This window comes from Streptomyces sp. NPDC006739 (assembly GCF_042869815.1).
In the GTDB taxonomy this organism is placed as follows: Bacteria; Actinomycetota; Actinomycetes; order Streptomycetales; family Streptomycetaceae; genus Streptomyces.
Window position 1 is genome coordinate 23,531 of record NZ_JBIAGM010000007.1, and the last position, 19,122, is coordinate 42,652.

At 72.9% G+C, this 19,122-nt stretch carries 15 protein-coding genes; 5 read left to right on the top strand and 10 right to left on the bottom strand.

From position 1 onward, the window contains the following. Window positions 1-18 precede the first annotated feature (18 nt). Entirely contained in the window at window positions 19-1,584 is a 1,566-nt protein-coding gene (locus tag ACFYMM_RS16260; RefSeq protein WP_388386770.1) for a hypothetical protein, read from the top strand. Here ACFYMM_RS16260 and ACFYMM_RS16265 read toward each other — a convergent pair. Beyond that, the gene (locus ACFYMM_RS16265) at window positions 1,578-2,225 is read right to left on the bottom strand and encodes a YceI family protein (RefSeq protein ID WP_388386772.1); all 648 of its coding nucleotides are present in this window, start codon (window positions 2,223-2,225) and stop codon (window positions 1,578-1,580) included. The genes ACFYMM_RS16260 and ACFYMM_RS16265 overlap by 7 nt on opposite strands. 220 nt (window positions 2,226-2,445) lie before the next feature. On the opposite strand from ACFYMM_RS16265, the gene ACFYMM_RS16270 reads away from it, so the two are divergent. Continuing rightward, on the top strand, window positions 2,446-2,973 hold the full coding sequence (locus tag ACFYMM_RS16270; protein ID WP_388386774.1) for a hypothetical protein: 528 nt from the start codon (window positions 2,446-2,448) through the stop codon (window positions 2,971-2,973). 15 nt (window positions 2,974-2,988) lie between these two features. On the opposite strand, the gene ACFYMM_RS16275 is transcribed toward ACFYMM_RS16270, so the two are convergent. The 3 genes from ACFYMM_RS16275 to ACFYMM_RS16285 all read right to left on the bottom strand — a co-directional run bounded on the left by ACFYMM_RS16275 (window position 2,989) and on the right by ACFYMM_RS16285 (window position 7,671). Next, a complete protein-coding gene (locus ACFYMM_RS16275) occupies window positions 2,989-3,996 on the bottom strand; it encodes a hypothetical protein (RefSeq protein ID WP_388386776.1) in 1,008 nt (335 codons plus the stop codon). A 35-nt stretch (window positions 3,997-4,031) separates the two neighbouring features. Continuing rightward, window positions 4,032-5,510: a glutamate--cysteine ligase gene (locus ACFYMM_RS16280; protein ID WP_388386779.1), complete on the bottom strand. Its 1,479-nt coding sequence runs from the start codon at window positions 5,508-5,510 to the stop codon at window positions 4,032-4,034. Between the two features lie 94 nt (window positions 5,511-5,604). Next, the gene (locus ACFYMM_RS16285; RefSeq protein ID WP_388386782.1) at window positions 5,605-7,671 is read right to left on the bottom strand and encodes a SpoIIE family protein phosphatase; all 2,067 of its coding nucleotides are present in this window, start codon (window positions 7,669-7,671) and stop codon (window positions 5,605-5,607) included. 157 nt (window positions 7,672-7,828) lie between these two features. Between ACFYMM_RS16285 and ACFYMM_RS16290 the strand changes: the two genes are divergently transcribed. Further along, window positions 7,829-10,327: a SpoIIE family protein phosphatase gene (locus ACFYMM_RS16290; protein WP_388386784.1), complete on the top strand. Its 2,499-nt coding sequence runs from the start codon at window positions 7,829-7,831 to the stop codon at window positions 10,325-10,327. A 21-nt stretch (window positions 10,328-10,348) separates the two neighbouring features. Here ACFYMM_RS16290 and ACFYMM_RS16295 read toward each other — a convergent pair whose 3' ends face one another. After that, window positions 10,349-11,320 carry an alpha/beta hydrolase gene (locus ACFYMM_RS16295; RefSeq protein ID WP_388386786.1) on the bottom strand — a complete coding sequence of 324 codons (972 nt, stop codon included), beginning with the start codon at window positions 11,318-11,320 and terminating at the stop codon, window positions 10,349-10,351. 247 nt (window positions 11,321-11,567) lie between these two features. Here ACFYMM_RS16295 and ACFYMM_RS16300 point away from each other — a divergent pair, with 247 nt between their 5' ends. Then, window positions 11,568-12,380 (top strand): maleylpyruvate isomerase family mycothiol-dependent enzyme, encoded by an 813-nt coding sequence (locus ACFYMM_RS16300; protein WP_388386788.1) that lies wholly within the window; start codon window positions 11,568-11,570, stop codon window positions 12,378-12,380. Window positions 12,381-12,419: 39 nt separating this feature from the next. Here the strand turns inward: ACFYMM_RS16300 and glpK are convergent, their stop codons facing one another. Both glpK and ACFYMM_RS16310 read right to left on the bottom strand, forming a co-directional pair. After that, window positions 12,420-13,940 carry a glycerol kinase GlpK gene (gene glpK / locus ACFYMM_RS16305; RefSeq protein ID WP_388386790.1) on the bottom strand — a complete coding sequence of 507 codons (1,521 nt, stop codon included), beginning with the start codon at window positions 13,938-13,940 and terminating at the stop codon, window positions 12,420-12,422. A gap of 39 nt (window positions 13,941-13,979) precedes the next feature. Next, window positions 13,980-14,747, bottom strand: a complete 768-nt coding sequence (locus ACFYMM_RS16310; protein WP_388386792.1) for an IclR family transcriptional regulator — start codon at window positions 14,745-14,747, stop codon at window positions 13,980-13,982. A 221-nt stretch (window positions 14,748-14,968) separates the two neighbouring features. On the opposite strand from ACFYMM_RS16310, the gene ACFYMM_RS16315 reads away from it, so the two are divergent. Continuing rightward, window positions 14,969-15,394 carry an ATP-binding protein gene (locus ACFYMM_RS16315; protein ID WP_388386794.1) on the top strand — a complete coding sequence of 142 codons (426 nt, stop codon included), beginning with the start codon at window positions 14,969-14,971 and terminating at the stop codon, window positions 15,392-15,394. Here the strand turns inward: ACFYMM_RS16315 and ACFYMM_RS16320 are convergent. From ACFYMM_RS16320 to ACFYMM_RS16330, 3 genes are all read right to left on the bottom strand, one after another. Continuing rightward, window positions 15,363-16,529, bottom strand: a complete 1,167-nt coding sequence (locus ACFYMM_RS16320; RefSeq protein ID WP_388386796.1) for a PP2C family protein-serine/threonine phosphatase — start codon at window positions 16,527-16,529, stop codon at window positions 15,363-15,365. The two genes, ACFYMM_RS16315 and ACFYMM_RS16320, sit on opposite strands and share 32 nt — an antisense overlap. A 99-nt stretch (window positions 16,530-16,628) precedes the next feature. Then, the gene (locus ACFYMM_RS16325; RefSeq protein WP_388386798.1) at window positions 16,629-17,387 is read right to left on the bottom strand and encodes an IclR family transcriptional regulator; all 759 of its coding nucleotides are present in this window, start codon (window positions 17,385-17,387) and stop codon (window positions 16,629-16,631) included. Window positions 17,388-17,476: 89 nt separating this feature from the next. Beyond that, the gene (locus ACFYMM_RS16330; protein ID WP_388386800.1) at window positions 17,477-19,066 is read right to left on the bottom strand and encodes a multicopper oxidase family protein; all 1,590 of its coding nucleotides are present in this window, start codon (window positions 19,064-19,066) and stop codon (window positions 17,477-17,479) included. Between the last annotated feature and the right edge of the window lie 56 nt (window positions 19,067-19,122).

Consider the following 19,122-nt stretch of genomic DNA (forward strand, 5'->3'; position numbering starts at 1 on the left):
GTTGAGGGGGGAGCCGTCATGTCCGTCGATCCGTATGGCATGCCCGGGGGGTTCGTCGTACCGCCGATGCCCACGAGTCCGCCGCCCGCACCGCCCGACCGGCTGCGGGCGGCGGCCGTCGCCCTGCTCAATCTGAGCGGTCTGGGGATCGGGTACGCGCTCGTCCGAAGATGGGTGCCGGCGGCCGCCTGCTGGGCCGCGACCATCGTCCTGCTGTTCGTGGCGCTGCCCGCGGACGCCGACGGCGTCCCGGCGGCCGCCCTCGTCGCCTACGGCGCGTTCCTGCTGCTCGCGGCGGCGCACGGCGCGGTCGTCGGCCTGCGCACCCGGCTGGCCCGGCCGGGCAGCGCGCCGACGGCGCTCCTGCTGGGCGTGCTGCTCCTCGCCGTACCGGCGGGCGGCGTCGTCTGGTACGACGGCGCGCACGAGGAAGCGGTGCAGCGAGCCCTCCTGGACCGGCTCCACCGGGCCGACGACCTCGTGACGGCCGCCGGCCGCGAGCGGTTCGAAACCGCCCGGCCGGACTACCGGACGGCCCTGGAGGTGTACCGGGACCTCGCGGTCGACCACTCCGGCTCCCGCGCCGCCCGACAGGTCCCCGACCGTATGAAGACCTACTACGCGACGGTCGGCGCGGCCTACGGCCACCAGGACTACTGCGCGGCGATCGAGCCGCTGACCTACCTGCGCACGGTGCCCCGCACCATGCCGAAGGAGCAGCTGGGCACGCTGACCCGGTGGCCCGACGACCGGCTGGCCACCTCCCTGTACGAGTGCGGGGCGGCCGGCCTGGCCGGCGGCGGCGCCGACTGGGTCACCAGGTTCGGCGACCTGCTGACCACCTTCCCCCGCTCCGAGCCGGCCGGGAAGGTCGTACCAGCCGTCGACGCGGCGGTGCAGAAGGCGCGCAAGGCCGTCGACGGCGGCGCACCCTGCACGGCCGTGGCGGACCTGCGCGACCTCGACAGCCGGATCACCGACCTCGCCCGCACGGCGGGCGACGCGGCCGCCGACCTCGGGAAGGCCGCCGACCAGGCGGGCCGCAGCGGCGACTCGGGGGAGTACGCCTGCGGAATCGACGAATACCACCGCGGTGACTTCGCCGCGGCCCAGAAGACCATGGAGGAATTCGCGGCCGGCAACAAGGGCGACGGGAACGTGGCCCGCGCGAAGAAGGTCGCCATAGCCGCCGAGGTGGCGCAGACGCTCCCGGCCGCCGGCAAGAAGCTGCCCACCACCGACTCCGGCGGCAGCATCTCCGTCACCGTCGAGAACGACAGCCCCGACGACATCACCGTCCTCTACACCGGCCCCGTCACCGGCAGCTTCACCCTCAAGGGATGCGGCGACTGCAAGTCGTACACCCTCGCCGACACGCTCATCAAGGGCTTCAAGCCCTGCGCGGACAGCGGCCGGGACTACCCGAGGCGCACGCTCGACCTCCCCGTCGGCACCACCTACTTCGTGCACAAACCGCACGGCGACAGCACCACGACACCCGCCTCGGACACCGTCTCGCTCCAGTCCGGCTATATCTACACCGAATGCGCCTACACCACCCGGGCACTGGGCTCCGGCTACTGAGCGCGGATGGCGGCGATGTCGAATTGGAGGCGCACCTTCTCGCTCACCATGGCACCGCCCTCGGCCAGTCTCGAGTTGTACGTCAGACCCCATTCGGAACGATTGATCGTGGTCGTCCCGTCGAATCCGACCCGTTCATAACCGAACGGATCGGTGACATGTCCGATGTAGGTGAGTTCCAGGACGACGGGGCGGGTGGCGTTCTTGATGGTGAGATCACCGGACATGCGGTAGACGTCGCCGTCCGCCAGTCGGACGGCGGTGCTGGTGAAACGCATGCGCGGGTAGGTGGCCGCGTCCAGGAAGTCCCGGCCGACGAGATGGGCGTCGCGCTGTTCCACCCCGGTGTCCACGCTCGCGGTGGACAGCACGATCTCGGCCTTCGAGCCCGCGGGGTCACGGCCGTCGAAGTAGAGCCGGCTCTGGTAGTCCGTGAAGGCCCCGCGCACGGTGGTCACCATGGCGTGCCGGACGGAGAAACCGATCCGGCTGTGCGCCGGGTCGATCATCCACTCCCCGGTCAGCGCCGCCAGGGCGGGATCCGGCATTCCCTGTGCGGAAGCCGGCCTCCCGGCGGGGCCCGGGGGCGCCGTGGGGGGCGCCGAGCGGCGAAGGGTGGTACCGCGGCTGAACAAATTCATGATTCATCTAGTTACTGCACTACGGATATCACCGCAAGCCCGTGCCGGGCCCGGCACCGGCGATTACATGATCCGCACACGGCCGCCACGGAATCGCCAAGGGGCGGAATAACCCCAAGGCGGGAAATACGATCGGCGAACGTGGAACGTGGCCGAAACCACATATGACGTAATTCTCCCCGGCATCTTCGGCGGCGGACCCGCGGCTACCGTTTTCGTCGTGCTCGCAGATCTCTCCCCGCTCATCGCCGCCACGGCCCAGTGGCTGACGGCCGGCTATCCGCCCTGCGGCGGCGCGCTGGCCTCCGCCCTGTGCGAGGCGCAGGCACGGCAGGCCGTCACCGTCGCGGCATGGCTGCGCTATCCGACCCGGGTCGACGCCGCACTGGTCGTCATGGCGGGCCCCGGCGGCGCCGACCGCCTCGACTGGATCGCCGGAGCGGACCGAACCGGCGCAGAGGGCGCCGAGGAGTGGGCGTGGCGCACCTGGGTGGACGAGGTCGTCGCCAGCTGGGCGGCCGCGCTGCTGAGCGACCCGGAGCTGGCCGTGCTGGCCGTGGAGGCGCTCGGCGACGGTGAACACCTCGCGATCACGCCGGTCGAGTTCCGGCGCCTGCTCGCCCCGGACGACGCGGACCGCGGCGCCGCGGCGCTCCTGCGCCACCCCGACCTCCTCGCACCGGTGGCCGACCTGCACCGCCCCGAACTGCTGGACCGCCTCGACCCGGGCCGGGCACTGATCGCCTGAGGGCCGCCGCCGGCGTCAGGCGGTGAAGCCGACGTGCACGTGGTCGTGGTGGGTGGCATCGCTGAAGAACTGGCCGGGGCCGCCGCCTCCCAGGAGCACCGGGCCGCCGACGTTGTAGGAACCGGCCGCGGCCGCGTCCCGCATGAAGCGCTCGATCAGACTCCGGGGCGTGGACGGGTCGACCACCGCCCGGCCGTCGATCCGCCACACGTCGAAGGCCCGGCCGCGCGGATGGTCGCTGAGCCGGCCCGTGCCGAAGACGTGCAGCGGATGCCCGGAGCGGACCACGCTCACGTCCACCCGGTACGGCCCCGCCAGCGCCAGCATCGCCTTCGCCACGTCGGCGTGCACGGTGCCGCTGCGCAGGTCCGCCCGCGCCGCCGGCGGCAGGACGATCCGGTCGTCCGACAGGGCCCGCCGCAGGTCCGGATCGAGTGAACCGGCGGCCGGCCCCGGGTGCGCGGGATGCAGGGCGTCCACCGTCCAGCCGTGCGCCGGGCGGGAGAGCCGTACGTCGACCGTCGTACCGCCCGCCGTGACCGTGCCGCCGTGCCGGGTCCACTGCCGGCACACCACCAGCACGCTGGCCGAGTCGGCCAGGATACCGCCGTACTGGGCGTCGACGACCTGCAGTGCCGCCTGGTCCGCCTGGGGGAGCAGCGGTCCGGCCTGGTCCGCGAGCGCCGCCGGCAGACCGAGCGCCGCCACCCTGGACCGGGCCGCGGCCCGGCCGCCGTGGCCGGCCGGCCAGGCGCCGATCGCCTCCACGAGCCGGACGGCCCGCAGCTTCACCTCTGGATCGACCTCGGAGGCCGTGGGGTGCCACCCGGTGGTGCGGGGCAGGGCGGCCGACGGCGTCGGGGAGGCGTCCGTGCCCCGGACGGGGGTGGCGGGGGGCGCCGCCGGCGCCGTACCGCCCGAGCAGCCCGCCGCACCCAGCGCGACCCCCGCCAGGGCCCACAGAACGGCACGGCGACCGACCGGGGCCGCCGGGGGCGCGGGAATCCGTGTCATCCGTGTCATACCGTCAAGTGTGCTGGCGCCGGGCCTGCTGGCCGTCAGTCGACCGGCCAGGTGTGCACCGGGGCGTTGAGGTGCATGTACTCGATGTAGAGCTGCGTCATGCGCCGCAGCGCCTCGTGCCGGCCGGACCGGGTGGAGCCGTCGACGCGGTGGAACATCTCCTTCTGCCAGACGGCTCCGTTGCGGCCCGCGACACAGCGCTGTTCGATGATGCCGAGCAGCGGCTCCCGCCAGGCCTCGTCCATGCCGGAGCGCTCCAGACCGCGGTGGGCGAGCGGCAGCAGTCGGCGCAGGACCAGTTCGGACGCCGGCACCTCACCCATCCCCGGCCAGTACAGCAGCGCCTCGATGCCGCCGCGCGCCGCCGCGTGCAGGTTGTCCTCGGCCGCGGAGAACGACATCCGGGACCACACCGGCCGGTCCTCGTCCACCAGCGCGCGGGTGAGGCCGTAGTAGAAGGCACCGTTGGCGAGGGTGTCGGCGACGGTCGGCCCGGCGGGCAGCACCCGGTTCTCCACCCGCACATGCGGCCGGTCGTGGGCGACGGCGTAGACCGGCCGGTTCCAGCGGTAGATGGTGCCGTTGTGCAGCGTCAGTTCGCCCAGTTCGGGGGTGTCCCCGCGGTCCAGCGTCTCGGCGGGGTCCTGTTCGTCGCACAGCGGCAGCAGCGCGGGGAAGTAGCGCAGGTTCTCCTCGAAGAGGTCGAAGACGCTGTTGATCCACCGCTCGCCGAACCACACCCGGGGCCGTACCCCCTGCACCTTGATCTCCTGCGGGCGGGTGTCGGTGGCCTGCTCGAACAGCGGGATACGGGTCTCGTGCCACAGCTCCTTGCCGAACAGGAAAGGCGAGTTGGCCGCCAGCGCCACCTGGACCCCGGCGATGGCCTGCGCCGCGTTCCAGTAGCCGGGGAAGCTCTCCGGGGACACCTGGAGGTGGAACTGGGTGCTGGTGCAGGCCGCCTCCGGAGTGATCGTGTCCGCGTAGGTGCGCAGCCGGTCCACGCCGTCCACCTCGATGCGCAGGTCCTCGCCCCGGGCCGCGAACACCTGGTCGTTGAGCAGCCGGTAGCGCGGGTTCTCCGAGAGCGCCGCCTCCCCGACGTCCTCCTCCCGCAGCGTGGGCAGGGTGCCTATCATGATCAGACGGGCGCCGACCGACCTGGCGCGCCGGTCGGCGTGGTTCAGCGCGGAGCGGATCTCCGACTCCCAGGCGTCCGGGCCGCCCGCCGTCAGCCGGCGGGGCGGAACATTGATCTCCAGGTTGAACCGGCCCAGCTCGGTGGACCAGGCGGGATCCGCGATCGCCTCCAGCACGTCGAGGTTGCGCATCGCCGGCTCCGCACGGCCGTCCACCAGGTTCAGCTCGATCTCCAGCCCGACCTGGGGACGCTCCGACTCGAACCGTGACTCGCGCAGCATCTGCGCGAACGCGTCGAGACACTCCTGCATCTTGATCCGGTACCGGCGGCGGTCCTCGCGGGTGAAGACGAGCGCCGGAACATCCCGTCCCATCGGCCCTCCAGGTTCCGCTCCTCGAAGACCCCTCCACCAGCGTCGCACCACCGCGGGCCGGTCACCAAGCCGATGCCGGACCGCCGGACCGGCCCTACAACGCGCGGGCCACGAGAAGGGCCACGTCGTCGTGGTCGTCGGGATGGCGCAGCCCGTACAGCAGGAGATCGCAGATCTCCTCCAGGGGCCTGCCGGGGTCGTCGAGGAAGCCGAGCAGGACGTCGAGACGGTCGTCGATGGGCTGGCGCCGGGACTCGACCAGGCCGTCCGTGTACAGGACCAGCAGGTCGCCGGGTGCCAGGTCGACGGTGACCTCCTCGAACTCGACGCCGCCGACACCGAGCGGGGCCCCGGCCGGCAGCTCCAGGAGGGCGGGCGGGCCACCGGGGCGCGCCAGGGCGGGCGGCATGTGACCCGCGTTGGCTATGCGGCACTGCCCGCTGTGCGGGTCGTACACCAGGTAGACGCAGGTGACGATGTAGTGCTCCAGCTCGCAGGTGATCCGGTCCAGGTGCTGGAGCACCGCGCCGGGGGCGAGGTCCAGCTCGGCGTAGGCGCAGGTGGCGGTGCGCAGCCGGCCCATGGTGGCGGCGGCGTCGATGCCGTTGCCCATGACGTCGCCGACCACCAGGGCGGTCTTCTCGTCGTCGAGCGGGATGACGTCGTACCAGTCGCCGCCGACCTCGCTGGTGGCCTGCGCGGGCTGGTAGCGGGAGGCGAGTTGCAGACCGGTGTGGTGCGGCGAGTGGTCGGGCAGCAGGCTGCGCTGGAGGGTGAGCGCGGTGTTGCGCACGCTCTGGAACCAGCGGGCGTTGTCGATGGCCACGGCCGCCCGTCCGGCCAGCTCGCCGGCCAGGATGACGTCGTCCTCGTCGAACGGCACCGGATTGCGGGTGCGCTTGAGGTCGAGGGCACCGAGCACCTCGCCGTGGGCGATCAGCGGCACGGCCAGATAGGAGTGGACGCCGGCCCGGGCCAGCAGCGCGCCGGCCTCCGCGTCCCGGGCGATGCGCGGCAGATCGCGTTCACCGACGTGCTCGACGAGGACCGGGCGGCCGGTGTGGACGCACAGGGTGACCAGGCGGTCCCCCTCGTAGGCGGCGAGGTCACCGGGCGGGTCGGCGGCGCCCAGCGCCACGGTGGGGTGGGCCGCCTTGAGGGCGAGCGCGCGGAACAGCTCCGGACCGTTGTCCGGTCTGCGCATACGACGGCAGGCCAGCGCGGAGTCGAGGACGTCCACGGCGACCACGTCGGCGAGCACCGGCGCGGCGATGTCGGCGAGTTCGCGGGCGGTCTGCTCCACCTCCAGGGTGGTGCCGACCCGGGTGGAGGCGTCGGCGATCAGGGCCAGCCGCCGCCGGGCCCGGTCGGCCTCCGCGGCCGCCCGGTGCCGCTCGGTGACGTCGACGACCGAGGCGGCCGCGCCCAGGACCCGGCCGCCGGGATCCTCCAGCCGGTAGAAGGACAGCGACCAGGCGTGCTCGTGGTCGGGGTCGGCCGGGGGGCGGCCCACGTGGTACTGGTCGAGCAGGGGCGTGCCGGTGGTGAGCACCTGGCGCAGCGCGGACTCGACCGTGTCCACGTCCGGGAAGGGCAGCGTCTCGCGCAGATGACGGCCGACGTGGTCCTCGGCCGGGATGCCGTCGATCCGCTCCAGCGCCGGGTTGACCAGCACGTACCGCAGGTCGGGGTCCATCAGGGCCAGACCGATCGGGGACTGGTTGATCAGCCGCTCGCACAGGGCCAGGTCGGTCTCCACCCGTTGCAGCAGGGTGTGGTCGGCGGCGATGCCCAGCGCGTAGACGTCCCCGAGGTCGTCCAGCAGGCGCATGGTGCGGAACTCCATCAGGCGGGTGGTGCCGTCCTTGTGCCGGATGGGGAAGGCGCCGGCCCAGCCCCGGCCGGTCGACATCACCTCGGTGAACAGACTCACCACGGCCTGCAGATGTTCGGGGTGGATGAGCAGACGCGCCGCGGGCCTGCCGAGCGCTTCCTCGGCGGCGTAGCCGAAGAGGTCCTCGGCCTGCGGGGTCCAGAAGACGATCCGCCCGTTGGCGTCCAGGGCCACGGCGGCCACGCTCAGCATGTCCAGCAGGCCGGTGGGGCGGGGCCGGCCGGGGTCGTGCTCCTCGTTGCCGGCCCGGAAGGAATCCACTGCCATCCCAGATCCACCTCCAGCCGCGGCCGCACGCCGAAGCGCCGTCGACCGGTACCTCCATGCTGCCCCCTGCGCTCCGCCCGGCCCAACCCCGGGCCCGACGGGTCCCGTGCGGACCGGGCGGACAAGCAGGAACATGGTGGTGTAGAGGAAGGAAGAGATGGAATCTGCGCGAGAGGGTGCCGACGCGCCCTCGCCCGTGGGACCGCGTGATCTCTTCGACGCGTCCAGCGACGCGGCAGCGGTGATCTCGGCGCACGGCGAGGTGGTCGGCTGGACCCGGGCGGCCGAGGCGCTCCTCGGCTACTCCGCTCCGGAGGTGGTCGGCGGCTCCGCCGCGCGCCTGCTGGCCATGCCCGGGGACCCGGTGCGGGTGACCGGCATCGCCGAGCGGTGCCGGGCCGGGATGGGCTGGAGCGGGCTCATCCCGGTACGGCACCGTGACGGCCGGCCCGTCGAAGTGGACCTGCGGGTCTCGGCGTCCTTCCGGATCGGCGCGGGCGAGTGCTTCCTGGTGTCGGCCCGCGAGCGCAAGCAGCGGCAGGCCGTGGGCCAGTCCGTGCTGGACGGGTTCCTCACCCGCTCACCGGTCGGCATGGCCGTCATGGACCTGGACCTGCGCTATGTGTGGCTCAACGACACCCTGGAACGTTTCGGCGGCGTGCCCCGTGAGCAGCGGCTCGGGCGCCGGCTGAGCGAGCTGCTGCCCGGACTGCAGGCGGACGCCCTGGAGGGGCTGATGCGCAAGGTCCTGGCGACGGGGGTGCCGGTGACCGACTACGAGTACCTGGGATGGAGCTGGGCGGACCCGCACCGCCACCACGCGTATTCCACCTCCTTCTTCCCGCTGGTGGACGCCGACGACGCGGTCACCGGGGTCTGCTACATGGTCCTGGACGTCACCGAGCGGTGGGCCGCCCGCCGGCTGCTGGCGCTGGTCAACGAGGCCGGCACCAGGATCGGTACGACCCTGGACGTGCTGCGCACGGCCCAGGAACTGGCCGACTTCGCGGTCCCGCGCTTCGCCGACTTCGTCATCGTCGACCTGCTGGAGCCCGTCCTCAGCAGCGAGGGCCACGGGACATGGCTGACCGACGCGGGGCCGGCGCCCGCCAGGCCGGTGATGCGGCGCGCCGGTCTGAGTTCGGTGCGCGAGGGCTGCCCCGAGGCGGTCGCCCGGGTCGGCGAGAGAGTCGACTTCCTCCCCCCGCACCACGACGCGAGCCTGCTCACCGACGGCGAGCCGATCCTCATCCCGGTCCTCGACCCGGCCGACGACGTGTGGGTGACCCACCAGCCCGCCCGCGCCGCCCGCATCCGCGAGTTCGGCCTGCACTCCCTCATCTCCGCGCCGATGCGGGCACGCAACACGACCCTCGGCCTCACCACGTTCGCGCGCTCGCTCAACCCGGTCCCCTTCGGACCCGACGACGTCCTGCTGGCCCGGGAACTGGTGGCCCGGGCGGCGGTGTGCGTCGACAACGCCCGCCGCTACACCCGCGAGCACACGGCGGCGGTCACCCTGCAGCGCAGCCTGCTGCCGCACGCCCTGACGGGCGGCACGGCACTGGAGGTGGTCTCCTCCTACCGGCCGGCGGACCCGACGGGCGGGGTCGGCGGCGACTGGTTCGACGTGATCCCGTTGTCCGGAGCCCGGGTGGGCCTGGTCGTCGGCGACGTGGTGGGACACGGCATCACCGCGGCGGCGAGCATGGGACGGCTGCGTACGGCGGTGCAGGCCCTCGCCGAGATGGAGATGCCCCCCGACGAACTGCTCGCCCACCTGGACGACCTCGTGCTGCGGCTGGGCGACGAGGAGACCGGCCGGGGCGGGGCCGCCCGGAGCACGGCCACCTTCATCGGCGCGACCTGTCTGTACGCCGTCTACGACCCGGTCACCCGGCGTTGCTCGATGGCCCGGGCCGGACATCCGCCGCCCGTCGTCGTCGCACCGGACGGACACGCCTACTTCCCGGAGATCCCCGCCGGACCGCCGCTCGGGCTGGGCGGCATGTCCTTCGAGGCCACCGAGATCGAGCTGGCCGAGAACAGCCTGTTCGGGCTCTACACCGACGGACTCATCGAGGGCACCGACCGCGACATGGAGCGGGGCATGGCCCGGCTCGGACGGCTGCTGGCCGGGGGCGAGGAGGACCTCACGGCCCTGTGCGCCTCGGCCGTGCGGCAGCTCGTGCCGGTGCCCCAGCCCGACGACATCGCCCTGCTGCTGACGCGCGCCCACTCCCTCGCGGCCGACGCCGTCATCTCCTGGGACGTGCCTCCCGATCCGGCCGCGGTCGCCGACCTCCGCGCCCGCGCCACCCGCCAGGTGGCCGACTGGGGCCTCGGTGAACTGGCCATGACGACCGAACTCATCGTGAGCGAGCTGGTCACCAACGCCGTCCGCTACGCCGAGCCACCCATCCGGCTGCGGCTGCTCCGCGACGCCCGGCTGACCTGCGAGGTCGCCGACGCCAGCGGCACCGCCCCGCGGCTCAGGCATGCCCGCAGCACGGACGAGGGCGGCCGCGGGCTCTTCCTGGTGGCCCAGCTCGCCCACCGCTGGGGCGCGCGCCACACCGCCGACGGAAAGATCATCTGGGCCGAACAGGAGATCCCCGCCGCCGTCCGGCCGGCCGGGATCTCGGTAGCGGGCTGATCCCTCGCCGGGCCATGGCGCTCAGTTCCCGTGCAGCGCGGTGCGCAGCGTGTCGACGGCCAGGGTGATCGCCGCCTCGGCGGCGTGGGTCCCGCGCAGCGCGTTGAGCATCACGAAGTCGTGGATGATCCCCTGGAAACGCACCGCGGTGACCGCGACCCCGGCCTCGCGCAGCTTGTTCGCGTACGCCTCGCCCTCGTCGCGCAGCACGTCCGCCTCGCCGGTGACGACCAGCGCCGGGGGCAGCCCGGCCAGCTGCTCGACGCTGGCCCGCAGCGGGGAGGCGGTGATGTGGGCGCGTTCGACCTCGTCGGTCGTGTACTGGTCCCAGAACCACCGCATGCCGTCGCGGCGCAGGAAGTAGCCCTCGGCGAACTGGTGGTAGGAGCCGGTGTCGAAGTTGGCGTCGGTGACCGGGTAGAAGAGCACCTGCTGGACCAGCGGGACGTCGCCGCGCTCCTTGGCCATCAGGGTCAGCGCGGCGGTCATGTTGCCGCCGACGGAGTCGCCGGCCACCGCCAGCCGGGAGGCGTCCAGGCCCTTGGCGGCGCCCTGCTCGACGACCCACCTCGCGACCGTGTAGTTCTGCTCGATGGCGACCGGGTAGCGGACCTCGGGGGAGAGGTCGTACTCGGGGAATACCACGGCGGCGCCCGCGCCGACGGCGAGTTCGCGCACCAGCCGGTCGTGCGTGTGGGCGTTGCCGAACACCCAGCCCGCGCCGTGGATGTAGAGGATCACCGGCAGGGTGCCCTGGGCGCCGGCCGGCCTGACGACGCGCGCCCGGACACTGCCCGTCGGACCGCCCGGGACGGTGACCCACTCCTCGTCGGCCGGCGGCTTCTCGATCTCGCCCGACTGCACCTCGTCGACCGCCTTGCGGCCCTCGGCGGGCGTGAGGTCGAACAGGTACGGCGGGTTGGCGGTGGCTTCGACGAAGGCCTGCGCGGCGGGTTCGAGGACCGGCTTGACCGGCTCGTTGGTCTCGGACATGGCGTTCTCCCGGAATGTCGCGTGTGGTCGTCGGTTGCGTCGAACCGCACGCTAAGAGCGAAACACCACGGCGACTTGCCCGCGAGCGCACCGGTACTGTGCCCACAGCGCAGGGCCGAGGCGGGGCTCGGCCCGACCGGACGGCGCACGGACATCTTCATGGTGCATGGATTTGCCTTCGAGTGGACTCCAGCGTCCACACTGACCCTGACAAGGTCGGCGACGAGGCCCGAAGGGCAGGCAGCAGATGGAGACGACGGGCCGGGCGGAGCACCCCCTTCCCTACGGCACCTACCAGCGGGCGATCGAGCGGGAGACCCTGCGTTTCGCGGAGGTGGTGGACGGCGCGGACCCGGAGACGCCCGTGCCCTCCTGCCCCGACTGGACGCTGGCCGACCTGGCCCGGCACGTGGGTTCGCTGCAGCGCTGGTTCGGCAAGCTGCTGACCGGGCTGGTGCAGGAGCCGCCGCGCAGCAGGGACGTGGAGCTGGGTCTGCCGGAGCGGGCGGGGGAGTACGCGGACTGGGTGGCGGCCGGGGTGCCCGAGGTGGCGGCCGTACTGCGGGCCACCGACCCCGAGGCGGCGATGTGGGTGTGGGGCGAGGACGGGCACGCGCGGTTCTGGGCCCGCCGGATGCTGTTCGAGACGCTGGTGCACCGGGTGGACGCGGAGCACGCCGTGGGCCGGGAGTCGGCCGTCGACCCCGAGCTGGCCGCTGACGGGGTGGACGAGTTCCTGGTCAACCTGCCGTACGCGGGCCTGTTCGCGCCGGCCGTGTCGAAGCTCAACGGAGACGGCGAGACCATCGCGTTCCGGTGCGCGGACCCGGACGGAGGGGACGGCGAGGAGTGGCGGGTGCGGCTGGAGCCGGACGGCTTCGGCCTGGTGGCGCCGACGGCCGACGGCGGTGCGGCGGCCGAGCCGCGGGCGGCGGTGCGGGGGCAGGCGGCGGACCTCCTGCTGCTGCTCTACGGGCGGCGGTCGTACCAGGGGAGCGCCTTCGAGGTCTCGGGTGAACTCGACGTACTGGACCGCTGGTTCACGCACACCGCGTTCTGAGCCCGTGGCGGGCGCGGGCGCGCGACACCGGCGTCCCGCTCAGCCCGCGTCCGCCCGGGGCTGCCTGATCCATCCCAGCGACCGCTCGACGGCCTCCCGCCAGTTGTCGTACTCCGACTCCCGCCGCTCGGGGTCCATGTCCGGCAGCCACTGGGCCGCCCGGTGCCAGTTGCCGCGCAGGACCTCCAGGTCCGGCCAGTAGCCGGCGGCGAGCCCGGCGGCGTAGGCCGCCCCGAGGGAGACGGTCTCGGCGACCATGGGCCGCACCACCGGCACGTCGAGCACATCGGCCACGAACTGCATGAGCAGGTTGTCCGACGTCATGCCGCCGTCCACCTTGAGCTGTTTCAGCGGCACCGAGGAGTCGGCGTTCATCGCGTCCACGACCTCGCGCGTCTGCCAGCCGGTGGCCTCCAGTACGGCCCGCGCCAGGTGGCCCTTGGTGATGTAGGAGGTGAGGCCGACGATGACCCCGCGGGCGTCGCTGCGCCAGCGGGGGGCGAACAGACCGGAGAAGGCGGGGACGATGTAGCAGCCGCCGTTGTCCTCCACCGTCCGTGCCAGGGTCTCGATCTCCGGGGCGCTGCTGATCAGCCCCAGCCGGTCGCGGAACCACTGGACCAGGGAGCCGGTGACCGCGATCGAGCCCTCCAGCGCGTAGACCGGCGTCTGGTCTCCGATCTTGTAGGCGACGGTGGTGAGCAGTCCGTGCCGGGAGCGCACGACGTCGGTGCCGGTGTTGAGGAGCAGAAAGCTGCCCGTCCCGTACGTGCACTTCGCCTCGCCGGGGGAGAAGCACGTCTGGCCGAACAGGGCGGCCTGCTGGTCACCGAGGGCGGCGGCGATCCGGATGCCGGGCAGGACGTCACGGGCGGCGCCGTAGGTCTCGGCGGAGGAGCGGATCTCGGGCAGCATCGGGCGGGGCACCCCGAAGAAGGCCAGCAGCTCCTCGTCCCAGGTGAGCGTGCGGATGTTCATCAGCATGGTGCGGCTGGCGTTGGTCGGGTCGGTGATGTGCAGGCCGCCGTCCGTGCCGCCGGTCAGGTTCCAGATCAGCCAGCTCTCCATGGTGCCGAACAGCACCTCGCCGTCGTGGGCGCGTTCTTCCAGGCCGCTGACGTGGTCGAACAGCCAGCGGATCCGCAGCGCCGAGAAGTAGGTGGACGGGGCGAGGCCGCAGCGTTCGACGAAGAACTCGTCTCCGGGCCGCTGTCTGTAGTCCTCCACGAGCGGCGCGGTGCGGGTGTCCTGCCAGACGATCGCCCGGCCCAGCGGCTCGCCCGTCCGCCGGTCCCAGAGCACCGTCGTCTCCCGCTGGTTGGCCACCCCGACGGCGGCGACGTCGTCCGCGCCGGCCCCGGCCTCGGACAGTGCCTCGGGCACCACGCGCCGCAGATTGCGCCAGATCTCCACCGCGTCGTGCTCCACCCAGCCCGGCCTCGGGAAATGCTGCTGGTGCTCCTTCTGGGCGACCGACACCATCCGCCCGTGATGGTCGAACAGGATGCATCGGGTGGAGTTGGTGCCCTGATCGATGGACATTACATACCGTTCAACCATGACCGGGTCTGCCTTCCGACGGGGGAGCGGGCGGCGGGGTCACCAGCGCGTCGCCCCCAAGTCCCTGGAGATCGCCCGTGCGGCCTCCCGCAGCAGGGTGATCAGGGCCGGCCGGGGGTGGCCCTGACCGTCACAGATCCTCTCGACCGGCCCGGACAGCCCGATGGCGCCGACCACCAGGCCCCCGTGCCCCCGGATCGGCGCGGACACGCCCGCCTCGCCCATGCTCATCTCCTGGACCTCCGCCGCCCACCCGAGTTCCCGGACCTCGCCCAGTGCCCGGGTGAGCTGCTCGGGGACGACCAGGGTGTGCCGGGTGTACGCCTCCAGGCCCGACTCCAGGGCCGACTCGAACGGCGCGGTGCCGAAGGCCAGCAGCACCTTGCCGAGGGAGGAGGCGTGCAGGGGCAGCAGCGAGCCCACGTCCAGGGTCTGGAGCGTGTCGTCGGGCCGGAACACATGGTGGACGACGAGGACCCGCCCCTCCAGGGGCGTGCCCAGCCGGACCGCCTCACCGCTGCGGGCGGCCAGGGCGTCGGCCCAGTTGATGGAGCGCGAGCGCAGTTCGTTGACGTCGAGATAGCTGGTGCCGAGGTGCAGCAGCGCGGCTCCGAGCTGGTACTTGCCGGTCGCCGCGTCCTGCTCGACGAAGTCCACGTGCTGCAGGGTGCGCAGAATGCCGTGTGCGGTGCCCTTCGCCAGCCCGAGCGAGGCCGCGACCTCACCGAGTCCGAGCCGACGCGGCCCGCCGGCGAGCAGACGCAGGATCGCCGCCGCCCGTTCGATCGACTGGACTGGGCCGGCCATGAAGCGAGCCTATTACCGCCGCGCCGTGACCGCTTTCCCTGCGGTCTTCCCGCAGGTGAGCGGCTGGTGGGCGGTGTTCCCCCGGCCATCGACCGCGGCGTTCGGCAATGCCGACCACGATTCGTTGACCCCGCTCCCTTTACTCCCTAATGTCCTCTGAAGCCCGGCAGTGCGCGCTGAGGTCCGGCACCCGGCCGGCAGCGCTCACCGGAGGAGAGCAGATGACGGTACAGCTCAACACGACGGTCCAGGAGGCGGTCGAACACGTCTGTCGGCTGCCGCCCGTCGCCGGGGCCGTCCCGGCCCTGCGGCGACGCGCGGGGGTCGTCCTCGGCGACTGGGACGTACCCGCGCACATCGTCGAGGACTCGCTGCTGGTGGTCTCCGAACTGCTGACCAACGCGATGATCCACGCCCTGCCCCCGGCGGAGCTGAGGCTGACCTGGGTCCGGGGCGACACGGTCGGCGTCCTGCGCGTCGAGGTCACCGACGCGGGACCCGCGCTTCCGGCCGGCCGGTCGCCCGAGGGCATCGACCCGGACGAACACGGCCGGGGCGAGCAGATCGTGCACGCGCTGGCCACCCGCTACGGCAGCCGTGTGCACGCCGGCGGAGTCACCCGATGGGCGGATCTCGTCGTGGCGTGAGCGTGCAGGGCTCCAGCTCCGCCGCCCCCTCGGGGGCGTCCGGGCGGCCCTCGGGAGCGTTGTCCGGCGCCGGTTTGCGCAGCAGGAGCAGCGCCGCGTCGTCGTGCAGCCGTCCGCCCACGTGCGCCAGGAGTTCGTTGTGGAGCGCCCCGAGGGTGCGGGCCGGTTCGTCGGACACATGGCGTGCCAGGCCCTCGGCCAGGGGGTAGAACCGCCGTCCGTGGTCCCGGGCCTCGGTGACGCCGTCGGTGTAGAGCAGCAGTTGGTCACCGTCGGCGAAGGGCAGCACCTGGAGGCCGGGGACCTCGCCCGACAGGGCGCGCAGGCCGAGGGGCGGGGCCGCCCGGGTGGACTCCACCGCCACGATGCTCCCGGACGCGCGGACCAGCAGCGGCGGCGCGTGTCCGCAGTTGACCACTTCCATGTGCCCCGGCCGCGGGTAGCCGGCGACCACGGCGGTGACGAAGTCGTCGCTGCCGAGGTTGCGGGCCAGGCTCCGCTCGATCCGGTCCACCACCGCGAGCAGGTCGGGCTCGTCGTAGGCGGCCTCGCGGAAGACACCGAGCACCAGCGCCGCGGTCCCCACCGCGGGCAGGCCCTTGCCGCGCACGTCGCCGACGATCAGCCGTACCCCGTACGGCGTGGGCACCAGCGCGTAGAGGTCCCCGCCGATCCGGGCCTCGGCCGCGGCGGCGCTGTAACGGACCGCCACCTGGAACGGGCCGACCCGCGCCGGTACGGGCTTGAGCAGCGCGTGCTGGGCGGCCTCCGCGACCGAGCGGACGGCCGCCAGGACCCGCTCGCGGCGCCCGCGCAGGGCGCTGGCCAGGGCGCTCGGCAGAGTGACGGCCACCAGGGCGGACAGTGCGGCCGCCAGTTCGTGGCCCGGGACGCCGTCGCGGGCTCCGAGCACCGCGCCCAGCACCACGGCGAGCAGACCGACCCGGAGGACTCCGCGCGGCCCGTTGGTGGCCGCGGCGAGCGCGGGGCCGGCCGTGAGCAGCGGCAGCCAGATCATCCCCGCCGCGCCGAGGAGGCCGACGATCACCACGACGCAGACGAGCAGCACGGGCAGTACGGGCGTACCGGCGGCCAGCCGTGCGGCGGCGCCTCTCCGGTCTCGGGCCTGACTCATGTCTTGTCCGCAATCCTCACCTGTGTGCGCGGTGCACGTTCGGCATGTCCGTTTTATCCAGGAAACGGAATAGGCGGGGCTGTCACAAGGAGACGGATTTCAGATAGTGAGCGACAGGGCCCGGGTCACCCGGTCGGCCGTCGGGATCAGCCGCGCCCGGATCTCCTCGATGCGCGCGAGCCGGTCCGCCGGCAGCGAGACACCGAGCGAGCCGAGCGTGTCCCCGCAGTAGACGGGTACGGCCACGCACACGGTGCCCAGAGCGTACTCCTCCAGGTCCGTGACGGCCGGCGCCACGGGGGACGCGTCCACCCGCCGGAGCAGCTCCGGGGAGCTGGTGATGGTGCGCGGGGTGAGATCGGCGAGGGTGTGCCGGCTGAGGTAGTCCCGGCGGGCGTCGTCGTCCAGTTCCCGCAGCACCGACTTGCCCAGCGCGGTGGCGTGCCCGGCGTCCTCGAACCCGACCCACAGATCGGCCCGGGGTGTCCTGGGGCCGTCGACGATCTCGGCCACCCGGATCTCGCCGTCCTCGTAGAAGGTGAGGTAGGTGGCGGTCGCCAGTTCGTCCCGCAGCGCGGCGAGCGTGGGACGGACCCGGCTGAGCAGTGCCTGGTCGCGGCCCGCGGTGTGCAGTGCCTGCACCTTGTCGCCGAGGACGAATCCGCCGTCGTCGAGTTTCCGTACGTAGCCGTCGTGGGACAGCGTCCGCAGCAGGTGGTAGGCCGTGGCCAGGGGCAGGCCCGTCTCCCGCGCCAGCTGTTTGGCCGGCGCGCCGTTCTCGTGCGCGCTCACCGCCTCCAGCAGACGAAGGGCCCGCTGTACGGACGCGATGAGCGTGGGGCCGTGGGGTGCACCCATAGGACCAGACTGCGCCGCGCGCCGCGCGCAGGCAAGGCGGTCCGGCCGTCGCCCGTTCCCGCGGGGGTGACGCCCTCACGTGCGGTTCCTCATGTGCGGTAGCCGACGACCGTCATCATGCCGGACTCGGAGTGGTACTGGTTGTGGCAGTGCAGCATCCACAGGCCGGGGTTGTCGGCGATGAAGTCGATGACGAGTTTGCGGTGCGGCAGGACCAGCGCGGTGTCCTTGCGGGTGCCGACCGAGTCGAGGCCGTTCAGGGCGAAGGTGTGGCCGTGCAGATGCAGGGGGTGCCACATGTCCGTCGCGTTGATGAGGGTCAGCCGGACCCGTTCGCCCTCCCGGACCGGGTGGCGCTGCTCGACGGAGTACGGCCGGTGGTCGAAGCCCCAGTCGAACTTCCGCATGCCGCCGGTGAGCCGGATGCGCATCTCGCGGTCGGCGTGCCGCTCGCCGAGCGCCACCTGCTCCTGCGGTACGAGGCGCCGGGCGGGGACGCACTCCCCGTCCAGCTCGTCCGGGCGCACGTCCGGCGCCGGGACGGACTTGCCCTTGCCGGTGCGCAGCAGGGCGAGTGCCTGGCCGTTCTTGCCCTCGGCGAGGGCGACCAGCGGGAACACGCCGTCCTGGGCGGTGACCAGCACGTCGTAGCGTTCGGCCATGCCCACCAGCAGTGTGTCGGTCTTGGTGTGCTCGACGGGGTAGCCGTCGGTGTGCGTCACCGTCATCGTGTGACCGCCCAGCGCCACCCGGAACGCGGTCTCGGAGCCGGCGTTGATGATGCGCAGCCGGATGCGGTCGCCGGGGCGGGCGCGGAAGACCGACGGCGCGGCGGGCACCCGGCCGTTGACCAGGTAGTACGGGTAGGCGACGCTGCCGCCCTCGCTGTGCAGCATGCGGCTGCGGCCCCCGTGCAGCATCCGGGAGGGCCCGGTTGACGGGGCGCCGCCGTGCCCCGTGCCCATGGCCATCGGCGCGGCCTTGCCGCCCCGCAGCTGCGTCAGCACGCCGTCGGGCGTGGAGCCGCCGACGCCGTCCAGCCAGTCGTCCAGGACGAGGACCCACTCCTTGTCGTACGCCAGCGGTTCCCTGGGGTCCTGGATGATCAGCGGGGCGTACAGGCCGCGGTCGGGCTGCAGGCCCACGTGCGAGTGCAGCACGTACGTGCCCGGGTGCGCCACGGCGAAGCGGTAGCCGAACCGCTCGCCGGGGCGGACGGACTTCTGTGTCAGATCCGGTACGCCGTCCATGTCGCAGCGCATGCGCACCCCGTGCGCGTGCATGGTCGTCTCCACGGGCAGGTGGTTGGCCAGGGTGATGTCGAGGAGGTCGCCCGCGTTCACCCGGACCTCCCTGCCCGGCAGCGAGTCGCCGTACGCCCAGGTCCTGACGGTCCGTCCGCCCAGGTCGATCCGCGTCTCGGCCGCGGTGAGCGTGAAGCTGCGCAGGGGGCCGGTGCCGCGTTTCCTCTCGGCGGCGATCACCTGGGGCCCGGAGGGGTGCACGAATCCCCCGGGGCCCCTGGGGACGAAGCCGCCGCCGCTCCCGCCCTCGGCTCCCGAGCCCGGGTGGCGTCCGGGCCCCGTGTGCGAACCGGACCCGGAGCAGGCGGTCAGGGCTCCGAGGCCGGTGGCTGCGATCGAGGCACTGAGCAAGGTGCGCCGCGTAAGTGCATGCATGACTGAATGACACATGATTCAAAGTGATATGTCCTATAAGCGGGGCGGCGCGTCGG